The organism is Streptosporangium sp. NPDC020072, assembly GCF_040631445.1.
GTDB lineage: Bacteria > Actinomycetota > Actinomycetes > Streptosporangiales > Streptosporangiaceae > Streptosporangium.
Map to the genome: position 1 here is coordinate 554,696 of NZ_JBEYAB010000001.1, position 19,720 is coordinate 574,415.

Annotated in this window: 14 protein-coding genes; all 14 read right to left on the bottom strand. The window is 71.2% G+C overall.

Features of this window, described 5'->3' with window-relative positions:
* Nucleotides 1-3 precede the first annotated feature (3 nt).
* Nucleotides 4-783, bottom strand: coding sequence for an electron transfer flavoprotein subunit beta/FixA family protein (locus ABZ470_RS02655; RefSeq protein WP_362780575.1), 780 nt, complete (start codon nucleotides 781-783; stop codon nucleotides 4-6).
* A 298-nt stretch (nucleotides 784-1,081) separates the two neighbouring features.
* Nucleotides 1,082-2,377 carry a serine/threonine-protein kinase gene (locus tag ABZ470_RS02660; RefSeq protein ID WP_362909503.1) on the bottom strand — a complete coding sequence of 432 codons (1,296 nt, stop codon included), beginning with the start codon at nucleotides 2,375-2,377 and terminating at the stop codon, nucleotides 1,082-1,084.
* Between the two features lie 157 nt (nucleotides 2,378-2,534).
* Nucleotides 2,535-5,009, bottom strand: a complete 2,475-nt coding sequence (locus ABZ470_RS02665; RefSeq protein WP_362909505.1) for a PQQ-binding-like beta-propeller repeat protein — start codon at nucleotides 5,007-5,009, stop codon at nucleotides 2,535-2,537.
* Nucleotides 4,994-5,884: a hypothetical protein gene (locus ABZ470_RS02670; RefSeq protein ID WP_362780568.1), complete on the bottom strand. Its 891-nt coding sequence runs from the start codon at nucleotides 5,882-5,884 to the stop codon at nucleotides 4,994-4,996. Before ABZ470_RS02670 ends, ABZ470_RS02665 begins: the two co-directional genes overlap by 16 nt.
* Nucleotides 5,881-7,449 carry a PQQ-binding-like beta-propeller repeat protein gene (locus ABZ470_RS02675; protein ID WP_362909507.1) on the bottom strand — a complete coding sequence of 523 codons (1,569 nt, stop codon included), beginning with the start codon at nucleotides 7,447-7,449 and terminating at the stop codon, nucleotides 5,881-5,883. The genes ABZ470_RS02670 and ABZ470_RS02675 overlap by 4 nt, the downstream gene beginning before the upstream one ends.
* Before the next feature lie 153 nt (nucleotides 7,450-7,602).
* On the bottom strand, nucleotides 7,603-8,025 hold the full coding sequence (locus ABZ470_RS02680) for a hypothetical protein (protein ID WP_362909509.1): 423 nt from the start codon (nucleotides 8,023-8,025) through the stop codon (nucleotides 7,603-7,605).
* A 249-nt stretch (nucleotides 8,026-8,274) separates the two neighbouring features.
* Nucleotides 8,275-10,314, bottom strand: a complete 2,040-nt coding sequence (locus tag ABZ470_RS02685) for a serine/threonine-protein kinase (protein ID WP_362909511.1) — start codon at nucleotides 10,312-10,314, stop codon at nucleotides 8,275-8,277.
* Complete coding sequence (locus tag ABZ470_RS02690; RefSeq protein ID WP_362909513.1) at nucleotides 10,311-12,515, bottom strand: protein kinase; 2,205 nt, start codon at nucleotides 12,513-12,515, stop codon at nucleotides 10,311-10,313. The genes ABZ470_RS02685 and ABZ470_RS02690 overlap by 4 nt, the downstream gene beginning before the upstream one ends.
* A gap of 116 nt (nucleotides 12,516-12,631) precedes the next feature.
* A complete protein-coding gene (locus tag ABZ470_RS02695; RefSeq protein ID WP_352015194.1) occupies nucleotides 12,632-13,150 on the bottom strand; it encodes a YbaK/EbsC family protein in 519 nt (172 codons plus the stop codon).
* A 49-nt stretch (nucleotides 13,151-13,199) separates the two neighbouring features.
* Entirely contained in the window at nucleotides 13,200-14,789 is a 1,590-nt protein-coding gene (locus tag ABZ470_RS02700; protein WP_362909515.1) for an FAD-dependent oxidoreductase, read from the bottom strand.
* Nucleotides 14,786-16,033, bottom strand: a complete 1,248-nt coding sequence (locus ABZ470_RS02705; RefSeq protein WP_362909517.1) for a DUF6395 domain-containing protein — start codon at nucleotides 16,031-16,033, stop codon at nucleotides 14,786-14,788. Before ABZ470_RS02705 ends, ABZ470_RS02700 begins: the two co-directional genes overlap by 4 nt.
* Nucleotides 16,030-16,383 carry a hypothetical protein gene (locus ABZ470_RS02710; protein WP_352015191.1) on the bottom strand — a complete coding sequence of 118 codons (354 nt, stop codon included), beginning with the start codon at nucleotides 16,381-16,383 and terminating at the stop codon, nucleotides 16,030-16,032. The genes ABZ470_RS02705 and ABZ470_RS02710 overlap by 4 nt, the downstream gene beginning before the upstream one ends.
* Before the next feature lie 52 nt (nucleotides 16,384-16,435).
* Nucleotides 16,436-17,542 (bottom strand): glycosyltransferase family 4 protein, encoded by a 1,107-nt coding sequence (locus ABZ470_RS02715; protein WP_362909519.1) that lies wholly within the window; start codon nucleotides 17,540-17,542, stop codon nucleotides 16,436-16,438.
* A 54-nt stretch (nucleotides 17,543-17,596) separates the two neighbouring features.
* On the bottom strand, nucleotides 17,597-19,717 hold the full coding sequence (locus ABZ470_RS02720; RefSeq protein WP_352015189.1) for a glycogen debranching N-terminal domain-containing protein: 2,121 nt from the start codon (nucleotides 19,715-19,717) through the stop codon (nucleotides 17,597-17,599).
* Nucleotides 19,718-19,720 lie beyond the last annotated feature (3 nt).

Here is a 19,720-nt window from a genome sequence, read left to right on the forward strand (position 1 = left end):
TTCTCAGACGAACTTCTTCGACGCGAGGAAGTCGGCGGCCTTCACACCGCCGTCGCCCTCGTCCTTGACGATCGTGCCCGCCGCGCGCGGCGGAGCCGCGGCGAAGTCGGTCACCTCGCTCCAGGAGCCCGCCAGGCCGACCTGGGCGGCGTCGATCTCGGCGTCGGCGACTCCGAGCTTCTCCACCGGCTTCTTCTTGGCGGCCATGATGCCCTTGAAAGAGGGGTAACGCGGCTCGTTGATCTTCTCGACGACGGAGACGACGGCGGGCAGCGAGGCCTCGACCCTGTCGTAGCCGTAGTCGGTGACGCGCTGGACGGTGATCGTGCCCTTGCCCACCTCGACCTTGTTGGCGAAGGTGAGCTGCGGGACGCCGAGACGCTCGGCCAGCATGGCGGCGAGCACTCCGGTACGGGCGTCGGTCGACTCGGAGCCGAGCACGACCAGGTCGAACCCGATCTTCCTGAGCGTCTGCGCCAGGGCGTAGGAGGTGCCCAGCGCGTCGGAGCCGTGCAGCGCGTCGTCGACCAGGTGGACCGCCTTGTCCGCGCCCATGGCCAGGGCCTTGCGGATGGTGTCGCTCGCCTTGTCGGGGCCCATGGTGAGGACGGTCACCTCACCCCCGTGCGCCTCCTTCAGGCGCAGCGCCTCCTCGACCGCGTACTCGCACAGCTCGTTGATGACGCCGTCGGCGGCGTCGCGGTCGATCGTCTTGTCATCGGACCGCAGCTTGCGCTCGGTCGCCGTGTCGGGGACTTGCTTCACGCAGACGACGATGTTCATGGCCGGTGGCCGACCTCCCGTGTTCGCGTGCGCCACCGCGTCGCTGCGGTTAGCGCCGAATGCTCCCTACGCGCACGCGGGGTACGTGCACGCGATGCCAAGACTGCCGGGTCCCCGTGGGCGGAACGGCAGCGGACGGCACGGCCGGGATGTCCCGTCCCTGCCCTCCGGCACCATGTTACCGATCGGTAGCCTACCCGGGTCGTACGGCTGACGCCGACGGCCAGGGCTGGCCGACCAGTCACACACCCCCACCATACCGAACTATGTTCCGGAAATCGTGGCCGGGTCCCATAGCTCAGCTCGACACGAGGATGGCCACCAGAACGAACAGGACCGTACCCAACGCGAGCGCGAGTGAAAGGGTGCTGAAGAAGGTGCCCAGAACGGCCCAGAGTATGACGGCTCCCGCGCCACCCGCCAGATCGACGATCGCCCGGCCCCGGTCCTTACGGGCGAGGAGGGCGACTCCCCCGTCCACGAGCACCGTCAGGCCGTAGGCCGTCAGCAACAGCAGCGACAGCTCCGGCAGCGGGCCGCGCGCCGTCGCCGCCGCCAGCGCGGTCAGCAGCCCCGTGCCGACGACCCAGCGACGGTGCACCACGACCCTGCGGCGCCGCAGGGCCTCCTCAGCCGAGAGCCTGCCCTGCGGCGGGCGCCGCCCCGGACGCCACTGCCGGGTGGTCAGCGCGTGCACCCCGGTCTCCACCGCCCCGCCGCCTGAGGAGTCCGTGGAACCTGTGGAGACTCCCGGCACCGCGAAGGCCCGCCGGGGCCGTGCGAGCGGCTCGCCGACCTCCGGGGCCTCGGCCCCGAGGCGTCCGAGCACCTCCGCCGCCGTGGGCCTGGCGGCCGGGTCACGCCGCATGCACTCGCGCAGCACCGGCTCAAGCCAGCCGGGAACCCCCTCAAGGTCGGGATCGTGGTGGACGACGCGGTAGCCGACCGCCGAGGCCGGGCCGGTGCCGTACGGGTGCCGTCCCGTCGCGGCGTGGGCGAGTGTGGCGCCGAAGGAGAACAGGTCGGCCGCCGGGCCCGCCGCCGCGCCCTCGATGACCTCGGGCGCCAGGTATCCGGGAGTGCCGATGACCGTCCCCGACGCCGTGACGGAGGCGGCGTCGAGGGCCGAGGCGATACCGAAGTCGATCACGACCGGCTCTCCGTCGGCCATGATGACGTTGGCCGGCTTGAGGTCGCGGTGGACGACCCCCGCGGCGTGTACGGCCGCCAGCGCCCGCGCCAGGCCGTGCGCCAGCCGTACGAGATCGTCGCCGGGGACCGCGCCCTCGGCGGAGATCAGCGCGCTGAGCGGGCGGCCCTGCACGTAGCGGGTGACCAGGTAGGGGCGGGCGCCCTCCATGGAGGCGTCCAGGACCTCGGCGACGTGCGGCCCCTGGACCCGCCGCATGGTCTCGACCTCGCGGGAGAGGCGGGCCAGGGCCGTGGCGTCGGCCGCGACGTGCGGATGCAGGATCTTTACCGCGACCGTCCGCCCGTCGGGGTCGAGCGCCAGGTGGACCTCGCCGAAACCTCCGGCGCCGAGCGTGGACAGCAGGTGGTACGGGCCAAGGCGGTCACCCTCGGTCGCTCCCATGCGGCTCCTTCCGGCCTGTCCCCTCATCGTGCCTCAGCCGGGCCGCTCCCGCACGAAGAGGTTCCGAGAAACCCTCCATAAAGGACACGGGCCTACACCCGGCTTCTCCATCACGGTTACCGGAACTCACATCTTCCGGACGGAGACCGTCCGGAGATCAGGCTCCGGCCTGGGAAACGACGACCGGTTCCAGTTCCTCACCCTTGGGGGTCGTGGCGAGCTGAGCGCGCAACCGGCCGAGAAGGTCGGTGATCCCGACCACCCGTTCCCCCGAGGACAGGGTGTGCCGGCCGAGGAAGCGGTCCTCGCCGTACCAGGCGATGAAACGGCCTGAATCCACCGGAACCCGGGCCGCCTGCGCGCCGTCCGCCGTTCGCCAGAGGCAGAGCTGACCGGCCTGCCCGGCGCAACGGGTGGCGAAGACCCTCCCGGAGGGGGACATCCAGTTCTGCTCTCCCATCAGTTTCCCGACCTTCTTGAAGCGGTGTCGCACCGCACCGTGGAGGTCGAAGAACGTGACGTCACGGTGGGCGTCCTCCTCGTCGCGTTCGAGCCCGGTCTGAACGGCCACCGTCTTGAAGTCCGCCCCCCAGCGGAATCCTCCTGAGTAACGGCCGCCATGGGCGACGCGGACGAACCGGGAACTCATCGTGGCCACGTCGACGATCACAAAACCGGTGATCTCCTCCTGGGTGCGGGCGGTCAACAGCAGACGTCCGTCCGGCGACCAGACGGGGCGGACCACACCCATGGGCGCCTTGACCGTCGGCACCTCGCGGACCTTCCCCGTCGCGGTGTCCACGATCGTCACAGGGTCCCGGCCCTGCGCCGGGTAGCTCTCCGTGGTCCCGGCCCCCCAGGCACCGGTCGGCGAAAGGGCCCTCACCGTCCCGTCAAACCGGGCGAAGACTCCCTTCACCCGGACGTAGAGGTCTTCACCGGACAGATAGGCGCCCAGCCAGGGGGAGGTCGTGGCATCCTCGGCCACCACCGTTCGCGTTCCCGGCAGGCGGAGCAGCCTGAACCGCCGTGGTGGCGCGGGAGCGGGGACGGCCCGCGCCTCGCTGACGACATCGGTTTCGCGCAGCCGGTCGGCGACGGATCCGGAGAGTTCCGTCAGCCGGCGCCGCACGGAGATGTCACCCGACACGACGGAGACCACCACCGAACCGGCCCTGAGGACAACGGTGCTCGGCAGGGTCGCGTCCGCGACGGCCTGGTCTCCGATGCCGGTGACCGGTCTGTACGCGTAGACGTCCCGCAGCGTCTCGATCGTGCCGACGGCCTCGCCCGGATCGTCGGCGACCCACAGGACACGTACGACGAGGTGGCCGCCGTTCCGATCGGTGTAGCGGCAGGCGACAGGGCTGGGCATGGTGTAACCGGACAGGGTGGTCCGGGGCGTCCCGGCGGAGAACGTCCTCCCCGGGGAAAGCGCGCAGGCGTCCGGCCAGCGGCCCGGGTCCACACCCGCGAGCAGCGGCGTCCCTCCGCCCTGGCCACGTCGCAGGGCCGCGATGCGTACGCTCGGCGTCTGCCCCACCGCGCTCATGACGCTTCCTGCGTAGAGACGCTCACCGGCCGACGCCAGCGGCCTGCCGGGCGTCGGAAGGCCGTAGGAGGTCACCTCGCCGGTCCCGGGCTCGACCAGGTCGACGACCGGAAGGCCTTCCTCCTCCGTCGCCCGGATTCCGACGCCTCCCTCGACCAGGCCGGTGTACGCCGGCGCCGGTCTCACCTGCCACACAGGGGCGCCTCCGGGCCAGGAGGCCGCCTCCATGACATCCTCCTCACCACTGTGGTAGGTCGTCAGCACGAGGCCCTGTTCGTACGTCATCGCGCATCGCGGCCAGCACTCCCCGCGCCGGAGCACCGCCCGCCCCTCGTCGTCGTACAAGGTCATCGCACCGTCACCGAAGAGCGCGATCACGTGATCGGCGACCTGGAAGTCCGAGACCGCCCCCGTGGGAAGCCGGACCGACCGGCGCGTCGCACCGGTGGCCACGTCCAGGAGAAGCATGCGCGGCGACCGGCCACAGGTGAGGAGGAGCACCACGTCGGCGGCACGAACCGCCGATTGGGAGACGTCGCACCCGGCGGGAGGGCGGAAACTCCACAGATCACGCGCCGTGCCCGGCGAAACGGCGATCAGCCCTCCTTTCTCCGACTTCCTGGTGAGGAAGACCGGCGAGCGGTCCTGCAGGGCCGCCGACCTCCGTCCCCGGGGCGGGAGGGACAGCCCCCGTCTGCGCCACAGTTCCTTTCCGGTGACGCTCGACACCGCGATCAGCTGGTGCCGCCTGTTCACCTGGGCGAACGGCTGGTAGTAGTCGACGACGAAAACGCCGGAGGCGATGCTCCAGCCCACGGCCGTCGCCGTGGAGAGGTGGTGTCTCCACCTTGGCCGTCCGTCGTCCAGGCCGAGTGCGAGCACACCGCGTGCGGTGTACACGAGAAAGTCACGTGACGTGAGGGCGTACCCGTACTCCCCCTGGGGGATCGAGACGTCCCTGTGCCAGAGAGGGACGAGACGCGCTCGTGGCTGGGCGGCCGCCGGTGCGTCCGCCAGGGGCAAGGGCAGGACCAGCACCAGAAGGACCGCCAGCAGCCGTGTTCTCATCGCCTTCCGCACGGCTGATTCCTACCGGTGATCCGGTAACCCACACCGAAACTGCTGGGGTCGTTGTAGACGACCGAGTATCTCGGTGCCTCTCCTGTGACTCTGAACGGCTGTCCGTTGGCCTGTTGGAAGAACGCGCTCTCGGTTTCTCCACTGTCCTTGTAGGCGTAAACCACCTCGATACCCCATTCGTACCAGCGGTTCTTGGCATGCACCGTGAACTCGACCGTCACACGCTCCCCATATGCCAGATCGATGCTCTTGGGCAGGAACCTCGACTGACCGCCTCTGGGGTTCAGGTGGTCGAGGTCCGCCTTGACCTTGTACTCCTCACCACCTCCCTGGGCGGGGATGGTGAGACAGGTGCCCGTGGGAGGGGGCCCGGACCTGACGATGTACGGCCGGACGTCGATGATCCTGACGGCGCCGTGGCGCCGGCCCCGGAGAACGGTGACCACGTTCATCGTCCCCAGCCGAGCCGCATGGTGACGGAACAGCGTCTCCGTCAGCTGCCGGTAACTCGGAGCGCGCAGCAGAAGGGCGTGCTCGGCGGTCGAGAACTCGTCCGGCATCGCGAAGGAGTCTCCGACGTTGACTATCGATGTGGTGACGGCGGTCAGGACCGGCGCGCCGAGAGCGTCCTGAGCCACGTCGGCCAGAGTGGAGCGTTCGCCGAACGCTACCGCGCCGACCGCCAGGACGACGCCTACGACGAACAGCCACACCGGTGAACGCCGCCGGACGGGTCTTCCCGCAGACTCGGAGACAACCGTCACGTCCCTGGCGGACGTGATCTGGACGTTGTTCCCGCCAACCGTCGCATGGTGCAGGCTCGGGGCGGCGGCGGGCTGCTCGACCGGCTCGGTCTCAGGCGGATGACGGGTCATCTCGTCGCCCGAAGGCCACGAACCACCTGGCGGGCGAGTCTCACGGTGACCTCGTGGCCGCCCGCGCCGTCCATGCGGACCACCGTGTCACCCGCCCGTAGGATTGCGACATCGCGCACCGCACTGTTGGTGTACATCTGCGCGCCATGCCCGAGAGGGATGGGTTTTTTCTCGTCGAACCTCGCCATCAGATCCTGAAGAACGTCCTCTGTCTCGTCCTTGTCCGTTCCCGCCCATCTGATGTCGATCGTGATGACGGGATGCCTCGCGTCGCCGGGAACCAGGTCGCAGCCGACGGGCGTGTCCAGGGCGAGTTCCGGCGGCCCCGGCCGGGCGACAGGAGTGTAGTGAGCCTCCGGGAACTCGGCCCTCAGCGTGGAGGCCGGGATCAGGGCACACGCGTCACGCCACCTCTCACGACCGACGCCTCCGCGCGCCGTGGCGCCGGGGTCTGCCGACGGCGGAACCGTCGTGTAAGCGGCCAGCGACGAGGTGGACACGGAGGCGAACAGCAACGTGTACCGGCTCATGCCAAGCAGGCTGACGGGAGCGGGAAAGGCGACGACGGGCGTCTGCTCTCCCGTCACCGGATCCACCGTCACGACGATGGAGCTCTGAAGCTCACCGAGCCGCCTCGTCGCGTAGATCCGCCCGTCGAGCGCCTGAACCGCCATGAAGGAGACGCTCTCGTCCTCGCTCTCGATGACGCGGCCGGATCGCCGGTCCACGATCGCCGTCAACAAGGAGTTTCTGTAGTCGTCCTGCCCCACGACCAGCACACCGGTGGCCGTGGCGACGAGAGAGCACGGGCAGGCGTGTTCGGCGACGTGCTCGTAGAGTTGCCGGCCGTCGGCGTCGTAGACGTTCAACGCGTTGTCGCTCTCCAGGCCCACCACCCCGTCGGCGACCACGACCAGGGGATTGCCCAGGGGAAAGACCTCCTGCTCCCAGAGCCACCTGCCGGTGGAGGCGCTCAGCACACGCAGACGGGTCTCCCGCCCGCAGGAGATCAGCATCGCGACGACCCACCGGTCCGCCCCGCCTGTCTGCCCGAGGCACCCGGAGGGGAGGGGGGAGTCCCATCTGCGGCGCCCGTCCGCCACGTCGAGGGCTCTCACCACACCGATGGCGGGGAGGTGGATCAGTACGTTCCCCTCACCGACACCGAGATAGGTCACCAGAGGGGGCATGGGCGTGTCGGAGCCGTGGAATCCGGACCCGAGCGTCCAGAGGAGCGCTCCAGTGCGTCCGTTGAACGTCAGAAGGCCGTCGCCCCTGGGGGCCTCTTCGTCCGTCTTGTCCTTCCCGTCGCGCGGAATCGCCGCGACGACGTAGTCACCGGTCACCCCGATGCGCTCCTCCGGCGGGCTGTAGCCGTTGGAGTCCGACACGCCGAAGGACCACAGGAGACGCCCTGTGTCGGTTTCTCTGCCCTCGATCTGATCTCCGTGTGTCACGACCAGCACGTCACCGACGAAGACGGTGTTGGACAGGTCCTCCGGGATCTTCACCTTCCACAGCAGCGAGCGAATACCGCCGGGAACGGCCGCGCCTCCATTTTCCACGGGAACGCGGAAAGGCACCGGAGGAAGCGAAGAAGGAATCACCAGGTAGGGCAGGAACAGCAGGGCAAGCCACACCCATGATTCACGAACGCGCCACTTCCCGATTACGAAGTACATCTTCAGGAAGCCATGTCCACTTGACCCCCCGGCGAATCAGCGTCGATGGAGGTTGACGTCCCGTGCCGATCCGATCTGAACGTTGTCCCCGGAGATCGAGCTTCCAGCGACGACCTGGCCACCGCTGTTCACCACCGGAGCGGAGGCGGAGGCGGCCCGCAGCAATCTCGCCACATCCCCGGCCAGTTCGGGATCGGCGGCGAGAGCCCTCTTCAACTGACCACGGAGTGCGGCCAGGGCGTCCTCGTCCTCCGGCTCGTCCGCGAGATCCTGAACGGCGGACTCGATGCGATCGCGGCTTTCCTCACGCTTGACGAAACGCCGCAGCAGCCTGCGCCCGAGATTCACCGACTCGTCAGCGGCCAGATCCTGCGTCTTGGCCAGCACCGCGCCTCCGTAGGCGCCTATCGCCGCCACCACATAAGGTGTCACCTGATTTGCCAGATCGGCAACGTTCACGCGCCCTCCCAGTCCTTCTATCTCATCTCCCCCGCCGCCGTCATGGTTACACCGCCGACGATTATCGGCCCGCCTTTTGTTCTTCTTCCGGCTGTGAAATCGCACACGCCGCAGAAACCTGACGGACCGGCGCCGGGCAGGAGGGTGAAACGGTGCCCTGGCAACGACCGGGGCAAAGCCGAAGGGCGTGGGGTCCGGAGGACACCCACGCCCTTGTCGTTCAGGATCCCGGCGGCTTGGACCCTCCGTCTAGAAGGAGACGAACCCGAGGCCGAGGCTGTCCATCAGGTCGTTGAACAGGCCTCGGACGAGGTCGATCGCTCCCATCTGCCCGTTCTCCACCTTGACCTGCCAGGCCCGCGTCACCTGCTTGACGACGCTCGACGGCTGGTCCCACGGGACGAAGGACGGGATCAGCGTCAGCGCGCCCATCACCACGAAGAACGCGAGCGTGCCCAGGATGATCGTGGTCACCATCGCCGCCCCCGGGCTGCGGATCACCCCGGTCAGCGCGCGGGAGACCGCTCTGCGCGGCTTGCCCCCGCCGGGCAGCACGAACAGCCCCGCCACGAACGCCCCGGCCGCGTAGGCCGCCGCCGGGTCGGTCTTCATGTGCCCGATGAACGTCAGCGCGCCCCAGACGCACATGCCGAACATCGCGGCCAGCGGAGCCGTGACCAGCGTCGCGAGGAACGCCTTGATCAACGCCCACGGGGTGCCGACCAGCGCGAGCAGCGGGTCGGCGGCGCTGTTGCCGCGCACGGAGCGACGCTGGGCCAGGTCTCCGAAGAGGTACTCCCCGACCCGCAGGCAGAGCACGGCGACCAGCGCGAAGGCGCTCACCACCACGGGCAGCACGCAGGCCAGGCCGACCAGGATCGCCAGCAGCAGCGCCGCGGCCAGCGGATGCCCGGTGCGGTAGCGGGGACGCTGCTCCCCGGGCAGGGGCTGCGGCGCGGGCGGCGGGACGTACGGCCTGGGCTCGTGCTGGGGCGGGGCGAACGGCGCGCCCTGCCCCACCGGCTGCGGCGCCGGGTATCCGGCGACCCGCTGGTCGGGGTAGGGGGGCGGCGGCGCGACCCTGCGCTGCACGGAGAGCGGAGCCGGCACGTAGGGCGGCGGCGGTGTGGCCGGGACGTACGGCGGCGGCGACCCGGCCGTGGAACGCCCGGCCTGGTGCTCGGGCGGCTCCTCACGCGGCCTGCGCTCGCGCCGCTCCGGCTTGGCGTACTCGACCGGGGGCAGCAGGTCGGAGTAGGTCCCGTCCTGCGGCAGCGCCCTGGTGCCGTTCGCCGGAGGCGGGACCGGAGGCCGCGACGCGGAAGGCGACGTGGAAGACGAAGCGGAAGACGTGGAAGACGGCGCGGTGGGGGACGGCACGACCGGTGGCTGACCGTCCAGCACCCGGGTGCCGTCCGCGCTGAACACCCTGGTGCCGCCGTCGTTGGCCTGCGGCGGCGCGGCCTCGTGGAAGGCGGTGACCGTCGGGTCGAGGTCGCGTGCCATCCGCAGCAGCGCGTGCGCGCTCGGCCTGGCCTTGGGGTCGACCGCCAGGGCCTGCCTGAGCCAGCCGCGCAGCCAGACCGGGGCCTGGTCGACGTTGGCCCGGCCCTCCATGATGTTGAAGCAGACGACCTCGAAGCTCCCGGTGCCGAACGGCGGCTTGCCGGTCGCGCCGAAGAAGACCGTCGAGGCCAGCGCGTGCACGTCGGCGGCCTGGGTGATCTCGGAGTCCCTGATGATCTCCGGGGCGAGATAGCCGGGCGTGCCGACGAACATGCCGGTCTGGGTCAGCCGGGTCGCGTTGACCAGGTGCGCGATGCCGAAGTCGATGACCAGCGGCTCTCCGTCGACCATCATCACGTTCGACGGCTTGAGGTCACGGTGCACGACGTCGGCCGCGTGGATCGCCACCAGCGCCGCGCACAGGCCGCGGGCGAGCTTGATGACCTCGTGCGGGGCCAGCGGCCCCTCCGCGAGGACGATCTCCTCAAGCGTGCGGCCCGGCGCGAAGCGGGTCACGATGTACGGCTGCGCGCCGGTCAGCTCGGCGTCGAGCACCTCGGCCACCTGCGCGCTGCGCACCCGCCGCATGGTCTCGACCTCGCGGGTGAGCCGGTCGCGGGCCTTGAGGTCGGCCGCGACGTGCGGGTGCAGGACCTTGACCGCCACCTCGCGGCCGTCCTCGTCGAGCCCCAGGTGGACGACCCCCATGCCGCCCTCGCCGATCTGCCTGAGCAGCCGGTACGGCCCGAGCCGCTCCGGTGCCTGCGTCTCTCCCGTCGTCATCGTGTCGCCCTGTCCCGTAGATTGCGCAGTTCCCCCACCACCGTTCCGACGTCGACCGGCGCCCATTGCACCCGCGACGTCCCTCCCCTGAAGGTGCCGATCGCGAACAGGAGCGCCAGTGCGGCGACCGCTCCCAGCACCGCGGCCACGGCCGTGGCCGCGCCGCGCGAAGGCAGCAGTGATGCCAGCGTACGTCGCATCTGCCTCCTGGGGCCCTCGACTCCAGGACCTGCGCAGATCGTCCACAGCGCCACAGCCGCACCCCAGCTGAGCGCGGCGGTCTGCGGCAGGCTCCTGACCAGCACCGACAGCAGCAACGTCACCGGCAGGCCGAGGATGAGGCCGTACGGCACGAGCGCGAGGGTGATGCCCGCGGACTTCGCCAGGGCGGCGGGCCTGCCGAGCACCCGCAGGACGTCGGCGGCCCCCTCGGAAGCCTGCCTGCGGCCGTTGAACTCGGGCTGGGCGATGTCGGCGGCGCGCAGCAGGATCACCAGCGGGATGGCGACGATGGCGGTCAGGACGGGCGCCAGGACGGCGACGGCCGTCACGGCGACCATCAGCAGCGCGCTCGCGACGCCGTAAACCGCGGAGCCCCGCGGAGCGGAGGAGGCGGTGGGACGCCACTCCTGGCGTTCCTCGGCGGGCGGGTAGGACTGCACCCGTGTCGCCTGGTAGGGCTGCGGGCCCGCGGCGCCCGGATGCGCGGGGTGCCCGCCCTGCTGGGGAGCCCGCTCGAAGGCCGCCTGCCCCTGGGGGTACTGCCGCTGCGCCTGGTTGCGCAGTTGTTCGAGCTCGTGGGGCCGGACCCGCTGGGTCGGGATGTCGCCGTCGCCACCGGGCCTCGCCGGCAGGCCCCTCGTCCCCGGCTGCTCCTGGAAGGCCTGCTGTGGCATCGGCTGCGAGACCGGCTGGGCGGCCGCCTGACGCAACTCCTCCGGCGTCACCCTGCGGGTCGGCCACGGGTCGGGCCCCTGCTGCTGCTCGCCGAGCAGCGAGACGTAGTCGGGCGGCGTCGAGACCGGGGTGGGCGGCCACGGCATGGACGTGCCGGGACGCGAGGCGACCGGGGTCGGCACGTCACCGGGGTCGGTTCGCTCCCCCGTACGGCCGGGCGCCGCGACGTCACCGGGGCGGGAACCCAGGCCCGTGGGCACGTAGGGGCCGGTCGGCTGCCCGGGGTCCGCGACGGGACCGGACCGGAAACCCGGGCCGGTGGGCACGTAGGGCCCCGTCGCCTGACCCGTCGCCTGGCCGGGGGCCACGCCCGGAGCGCCGGGAGTGGCGCCGAGTCCCGTCGGCACGTACGGCCCGGTCGGCTGCCCGAGGTCCGTCGTGCGGCCCTCGAAGCCGGTGACCGTGGGCACCTCGTCCGGCGGACTGGGACGTCCGGAGGCCGACATCAGCCGTTCGATCTGGGCGGCGAGCTCCGCCGCCCTGGGACGCCTGGCGGGGTCGCGCTGGAGGGCGGCGCGCAGCACGGGCCGCAGCGCCTCGGGGACCGCGTCCACGTTCGCCCGGCCCGCGGTGATGTTGTAGAAGATCATCTCCAGCGTGCCCTTGCCGAAGGGCGGCTGGCCGGTGGCCGCGAAGACCATCGTGCCCGCCCAGGCGTGCACGTCCACCTCGGGTCCCGCCTCGTGCCCCTCGATGATCTCGGGCGCGAGGTAGCCGGGCGTGCCGATGAACATGCCGGTCTGGGTCAGCCGGGTCGCGTCCACGGCCTGCGCGATGCCGAAGTCGATGAGGACCGGCCTGCCGTTCAGGATGAGCACGTTGCCGGGCTTGAGGTCGCGGTGGATCACCCCGACGGAGTGCACGGACGCCAGCGCGGAGGCCACCCCGTAGGCGACCTTGAGCAGCGCGGGCAGGTCCATCGGACCTTCCTGCTTGACGTGGTCGTCCAACGGCTGACCCGGCACGTAGCGGGTCACGATGTAGGGGCGGTGTCCTGTCACGTCGGCGTCGAGGACCTCGGCGATGTGCTCGCTGCGCACCCGCCGCATGGTCTCGACCTCGCGGGAGAGCCTGCGGCGGGCCACGTCGTCGCCCGCGACCTCCGAGCGCAGGACCTTCACCGCGACCTGCCGCCCGTGGGGGTCGGCCGCGAGGTGGACAACGCCCATGCCGCCTTCACCGAGCCGCCGGAGCAGTCGGTACGGGCCCAGTCGGTCGTCCTGATTCATGGCATGAAAAACCATACCGGCTTAAACCCCGCCCATGAGATGAACCATCAGGCCATATTCTCTGATGGGATAACGTGTGCCAGATCTCCACGGTTTCCCAAACCGGGGTAACACTCAATCTCTTTTCGGCGTCAGTTCGCCAGGCCGATCACCTGGGCGGTCTTCAGACCGGCCAGCAGGGCGCCGGAGACCGCCAGCTTCGACCTGCGCACACCGCTGCCGATCACCACCCCCGGATGGGCCGCGACCGCCTCGTCCACCAGCACCGGCCAGTCCTCGGGCAGGCCGAGCGGGGTGATGCCGCCGTACTCCATTCCGGTCAGGCCGACGGCGTCGTCCTGCGGGGCGAAGGAGATCTTCCTGGCGTCCAGGTGCCGCCTGACCACGCCGTTGACGTCGGCCCTGGTGGTGGCGAGCACCATGCACGCGGCGTAGCGGACCTCGCCCGCGCGCTTGGCGGCCACGATCACGCAGTTGGCCGACTCACCCATGCCGACGCCGTAACGCTCGCAGAAGGCCGCCGTGTCGGCGAGGTCCGGGTCGATCTCCGCGACCTCGACGTCCTGCCCGGTCACGGCCCGCGCGACCGGCTCGGCGAGCAGGTCGGGCCGCTCCCCGGCGGGCACCCAGTCAAGTGTTCCGATCCTCACAGCCTTCTCCCAACCGCTCACCGCGTCGTTCCTGAGACTGTACGGCGAATCAGGCCGGGGCCCGTACGACCCGGGTGTGCAGTTCGGTCACCGCACGCCTGGCCGACTCCATCGCCCCCGCCTGCCAGGCCACCAGGTGGGTGAGCCAGTCTCCGGCGAAGTAGACCCGCCCGGCGGGGCGCCGTAGCAGGGCGAAGGCCCCCTCGTAGGAGGGCCAGCGAACCCAGCCGCCCTCGATGTGCGGTTGCCTGTGCCAGGCGATGGAGACGCTGGAGCGCAGGTCCGCGCGGTACCTCTCGCCGTGGATCTTCTTGCCCTGGGTGAGCGCGCGGGCCCGGCGCCCGGCGTGGGGGAGCCTGCCGTACAGCTCGGCGTTCTCCTCGGTGTTGTAGTAGCCGACGATCAGACCGGACGTGGAGTGGTAACCGTGCGAGGGGTACCAGATGTGAGTGATGTCCAGGTCCGTCTCGGTGACGCCGCCGTAGATGCGTTCGTCGATCTCCCACCAGCGCCTGCCGTACTCAAGGCCGATCTTCCCGGCGGCGACCGGGACCGGGGTGCGCAGCGCGGCGGTGACCTGGGCGCCCAGATTGTGCGGGAGGCGGGCCATCAGGTGCGGCGGCAGCGTCGCGACGCAGTAGTCGGCACGGATCACGCCTCCGGTGTGGGTCACCTCGACGCCGTCGGGCAGGTCCTTCAGGCCGGTGACACGGGCGCCCGTCATGATCCGGTCCCGGCCGACCGCGCGGGTGAGCGCGGTCACGATCGCGTCCATACCGCCGACCGGCTGGAACATGGGCACGGCCTGGTCGTAGCCGAAGTCCATGGTGATCGCCCTGCCCATGCCCGCGGCGAAGACCTCGGCCAGTGAGCCCGGGGCGCCGAGCGGGACCCCGTCGTCGACCCCGGGGTAGACGGTGAAGCCCCTGCGGGTCGAGCCCCGGTAGGACAGGTCGGGGCCCAGGTCGCCGAAGCGGCGCAGGAACTCGCCGAGCCGTTCCCTGTCGTCCCTGGTCAGCCTGCGGTTGAGCGCGCCCGCGTGGCTCGCCTTCGCCAGCAGTTCGGCGACGTAGCCGTACATGTCGGCGCGGGCGGTCCTGGCCCTGACGGGGGCCTTCATGCCGTGGGTGTAGACGTAGGCGGAGGCGTTGTTGTTGACGAACGTCTCGATGGGCACGCCCAGCTCGCGGCAGTAGTCCATGGTGACCATCCACGGCGCGATACGGCCCGGCCCGGCGTTGAAGTAGGTCCCCTCCTGGAAGTCCGCCGTCTGGGCCTGCCCGCCGTTCTCGGTCAGCCGGTCGCCCCGGCGCAACGTGAGGTTCCGCCCGCCGACCCGGTCCGCGGCGTCGAGGAGGGTGCAGTCGTAGCCCGCCTTGCCCAGCTCGTAGGCGCAGGTCAGCCCGGCGACCCCGGCACCGAGGACGACCACCTTCGCCGCGCCCCTGCCGCTGAGGGAGAAGTCGGAGGCCCGGGGCGGGACGTAGTCCTCGGGCCGGGTCTCGTGGGAGCCGGGGGCCAGGCCCAGCGCGCCCATGGCCGCGAACATGGCGCCCGCCCCGCCCGCGGCCCCGACGCCGACCAGCAGCGCCCTGCGGGTCAGCGTCCCCCGGGGCCCCTGGGCCTCCCGATCGCTCATCGTGTTCCCTGAGCCGTCCCCCGGGTCGTCCCCCAGCTCTCGACGCGGCGTGCCTCGTCCTCACTCATGAAGCCCACCTCGGCCGCCATGAAGTCGTGGACCTGTTTGCGCCACGGCTCGGGGATCTCCTCGACGGCCGGGGGGTAGCAGCGGTCGAGCCAGGCGGTCGAGGCCTCGGTCGCGCCGAGGAACCCGGCGGCCCTGCCGAAGACGGTGCCCTCGACGCCGGGGACCCTGGCGCAGCCGTACTCGATCATCTCCTGCCCGCCGTACGGCGGGGGCTCCTGCCACTTGCGGGCGACGGGGCGCTTGGGGCCGACCGCGGTGCGCAGCGGGCGGCGTTCCACGGCGGCCTGGATGAGCTCCTTGTAGAGGCACTTCCCGCAGGTCCCGCAGGGTCCCTCGACGCCCCGAAGGCACCAGCGGACCTGCTCGCGCAGGGAGGAGTTCAGGGCCAGGCGCATGGTGACCGCCTCGCTCACCCCGCCGACCGGGAGCACAATGTGCACCCCGGCGGCGGCGAACGCCCTGCCCCAGGCGCCGTGCGGCGCCCACATCGGGTTGTCGGGGGTGTATCTGAGCAGGTAGCGGTCCCCCCCGAGCCAGCGCGACCCCAGCTCGTAACCGAAGGCGAGACCGCCCAGGTCGAGTTCGTCGGCCAGCAGCAGCGCCCCGGCGGCCACCGCGTGGTGCTCGGGATAACCGGGGCGGGGCTCGGCGAGGGTGAACTCCAGGTCGGAGCGGACCACGGTCAGCTCCCTGCCCGTCTTCTCGGCGAGGCGGGCCAGGACGTCGGAGCGGTAGTGGGTCCAGCGGTTGGGCACGCGCGGGTGGGAGACCCGCTGGAAGTGCACGAACGGCGCCTCGGGCAGCATCGCGGCCACGGCGACCGAGTCCGCGCCTCCGCTGTAGGAGACCGCGAGCCTGCTCCCCGAGCGCGGCGTCCCGCCGACCGGCCCCGCCTCGACCCCCCAGCCGTCGGCGAGGGCCTCGGCCAGAACCGGTGAGATCGGCTCGTCGAAGGTGACCGTACGGCGCGTCCACGGCGCGACGATCGTCCAGGCCGCCAGCGCCCGCAGGTCGGGATGGACCTCGCCGGGAGTGCGCGGCAGCTCGACCCGGCAGGAGTTCGTGGCCATCCTCAACGGCTGGCCGTCGGCGCAGAGGCCCGTGATCTCGTCCTCGGCGTCCAGCCGGAAGGCCAGGCGCATGACGTCGCCCTCGGTGGTCCAGGTCACCCTCATGGAGCACCCGCCCCACGGCGGCCCAGCGCCTGGTCGGCGGCCTGCCAGAGCAGGACCTCGTTCTGCAGGACGTGCTCCATGGCGGCCGCGGTCTCCTGCGCCAGCCGGTGCGCGTCGTCCCAGCGCCGCACCTGCGCCTGTTCCGGGGTGGCCTTGGCCACCTGTGCCCTGAGCCTGTCGACCTCGGCCCGCAGCGCGGTGACCTCCCGGCCCAGCGTCTGGACCTCCCAGAGCGCGTCCTTGATGTCCTGCCGGTGGTCGGCCCTGGAGATGTACCGCGCGTCGAACCAGCCGAGCACCGCGCGCCGCAGCCATGCGGGCAGCAGCGCGCGCTTCCTTAAGCGCACCATAACCCGGCACGATACCGGCAAAACACGATCTACCAGGACGCTCTTCGACGCTTCAGGTGACGGGCAGCGCCAGATCCCTGGTTCCTCCGGCGGGTTCCCCCGGGGCGGCGATGACCTGCCGGTAGATCCGCTCGTACCCGGCGGTCATGACCTCGACGTCGAAGTTGCCCGCGACGTGGGCCCGGCAGGCGTGCGGGTCCAGCCCGCCGGCCGCCTCGACGGCCTCGGCGAGTTCCTCGGCCTCCTCCCTGACGAATCCGGTGACGCCGTCGGCGACCACCTCGGGAACCGCCCCCCGTTTCAGGGCGACGACGGGGGTGCCGCAGGCCATGGACTCGATCATGACCATGCCGAACGGCTCCTCCCACAGGATGGGGAAGAGCAGGCAGCGGGCCGCGGCCAGCAGTTCCCGCTTGCGGGCGGCGTCGGCCTGCCCGACGTACTCGGCGTCGGGGCCGAGTCTCGGCTTGATCTCCCGCTCGAAGTAGTCGTGTTCCGCGGGCTCGGTGAGCTTGCCCGCCAGCACGATCCTGCGGCCCGCCTCCCTGGCCACGTCGATGGCGATGTGCGCCCCCTTGTCCGCGTTGAGCCTGCCCAGCCACAGCACCCAGTCCTCCTTGCGCTCCCGGAAGGGGAAGGAGGCCGTCTCGACGGCGTTGTGGACCACCCCGGCCCAGTTGAGGTCGGGGGCCAGCCGCCGTTGCGCCTCGGAGATCGCGACCATCGACACGGCCGGGCCGAGCACCCGGTAGTACTCGCCCAGCTCGCCCTCGATCTCCCCGTGGCAGGTGACCAGCGTCGGCACCGCCCTGGCCGCCGCGCTCAGCGGCCCGGCCAGCGAGTGGTCGTGGACGATGTCGGCGTCGATGTCCAGGGCCAGCGCGTACGCCTTGGCCGCGTGCAGCACCTCGGGCATCGGCTCGCCGATCCGCTCCGAGGGCGCCGGGTCGTAGGTGGGCAGGAACCTGGCCCCCGTCCGCGCCCTGCCCGCCCCGATCAGGGTGACGTCGTGCCCCCTGCGGGACAGCCCGGAGACCAGCTCGGCGAGCATCGCCTCGATGCCCCCGTAGCCCAGGGGCGGGACGTCGTACCAGGGGGGCGCGACCATGACGACGCGCATCGCGTCGCGTCGTCGGGAAACAGCGGTTGTGGCGATCATTCTCAACCTCACCTACGGCCGTCCGGCCCGCCGGAATCCGACTTGAGTGGAACCTCAGGGGGCGTAGCGCAGGGCGGCCGCCGTCGGGCGGCGCGGCTCGTTGATCAGGGTGACGCCTTCGGAGAGGCCGGTGACGGACACCTCCGAGCCGTCGACGTCGACGGTGACACGGGAGTCGTCCAGGGGGAGCCCGGTGATCCGCAGCTTGCCCAGCCCGACCGGGTCGACCCACACCCGGCCCCGGGGGATCCACGGGTCCAGGCGCATCAGGGTGCGCACCAGGTGGATGGGGGCCGCCGCCGCCCACGCCTGCGGCGAGCAGGAGGTGGGGTACGGCACCGGCCAGGAGAATTCGGAGCGGCCGAAGCCGCAGAACAGCTCGGGCAGCCGCCAGCCGAAGACCTCGGCCGCGTCGAGAAGGCCGAAGGTGATCCGCTTGGCCTCCTCGGCGAAGCCGTAGCGCATCAGACCGGCCGCGATCAGGGCGTTGTCGTGCGGCCACACGGAGCCGTTGTGGTAGCTCATCGGGTTGTAGGCGCCCATGTTGGAGGCCAGGGTGCGCACGCCGTACCCGGTGAACATCTCCGGGGAGAGCAGGTGCTCGGCCACAGAGGCGGCCCGGTCCTCGTCGATGATGCCCGTCCACAGGCAGTGCCCCATGTTGGAGGCGAGGCTGTCGATGGGCCGTCCCGCGTGGTCGAGCCCGATGGCGTAGTAGCCCCGGTCGGCCAGCCAGAAACGCTCGTTGAAGGCGTCCCTGATCCGGGTCGCGCGGGCGTTCCACTCCTTCTCCAGCTCGATGTCACCCACCTCGTGGGCGAAGTGGGCGCGGGCGATGTAGGCGGCGTAGACGTAGCCCTGCACCTCGGCCAGGGCGATGGGGGCGCGGGCCAGGGTGCCGTCGGCGAAGTTGACGCCGTCGAAGGAGTCCTTCCAGCCCTGGTTGACCAGGCCGTGGTCGGTCTTGCGCTGGTAGGAGAGGAACGGGTCGGCGCACCTGACGATCCAGTCGAGGGCGTCGTCCGCGTACGGCATGAGCTCCTCGACGGCCTGCTGGTGCACCCCCCACCTGCGCAGTTCGCCCAGGAGCATCACGAAGAGCGGGGTGGAGTCGACCGAGCCGTAGTAGGCGTGACCGCCGTGCGGCGAGGCGCCGGTCTGCACGCCGAACCGCAGCTCGTGCAGGATCTTGCCCGGTTCCTCCTCGGTGAGCGGGTCGTCCACCTTGCCCTGGAGCCTGGCCAGGCGGCGCAGGGTGCCCAGCGCGAGCGACTGGTCGAGCGGCAACGCCATCCACGAGGTCAGCAGCGAGTCGCGGCCGAACAGCGTCATGAACCAGGGCGCGCCCGCCGCGATCGTCGGCGGCTCCTCCGGCCGGTCCGGTTCGAAGAGCCGCAGCGCCCCCAGGTCCTCCCGCGAACGGTGGATCACGTGGGCCAGGGCGCGGTTGCTCGTGGTGAAGGAGGGGCTGAGCCGCTCCCAGTCGGCGCGGCGCCTGGCGGGCTCGGCGTGTTCGAGCGGGTGGTGGGTGGAGAACCAGGCCGGTGACTCCTCCCCCTCCAGGATCGGGTTGACCTGGAACGTCGCCTTCCACTCGCCGCGCGCGGGCACGACGACCCTGAAGATGAGCACGCCGGGCACGGCGAACGGCGGAGGGTCGGTGACCACCCGCGTCCCGCGCGACCTGGTGGCCGAGAAGATCAGCAGCCCCGACCTGTCCGCCGTCATCTCCACGTCCGTCACGTGCCTGATCCGGCCCGCCTTCACCTCGAACAGGTCGGCCACGTCGGAGGAGACGTGCACGTCGAGCACGCACCCGGCGGGTTCGTCGGACAGGTTGCGCAGGATCAGGTCCTCCCGCAGGCCGCCGCCGACGTAGCGGTCCCTGATCACCAGCAGACTGCTCTCGACCCGTCCGGGACGCGGCGCCGCCCTGCCCACGAACGTCGCGTGGTACGGCTCGCCCGCCAGCACCCTGAGCGGCTCGACGGGCGACTCGTCCACCCGCAGCTCCCAGCGGGACAGCAGCCGGGTGTCGGCGTGGTAGACCCCCTGCGGCCCTCCCTGGATGATGTCCCCGCTCCGCGAGCACACGCAGAAGGAGCCCCCCTCGACAAGGGTCACCGTGGTGTCGCCCAGTGCTCCGGGCTGTCCTTCGAACGTCCAGGCGTTCAATGC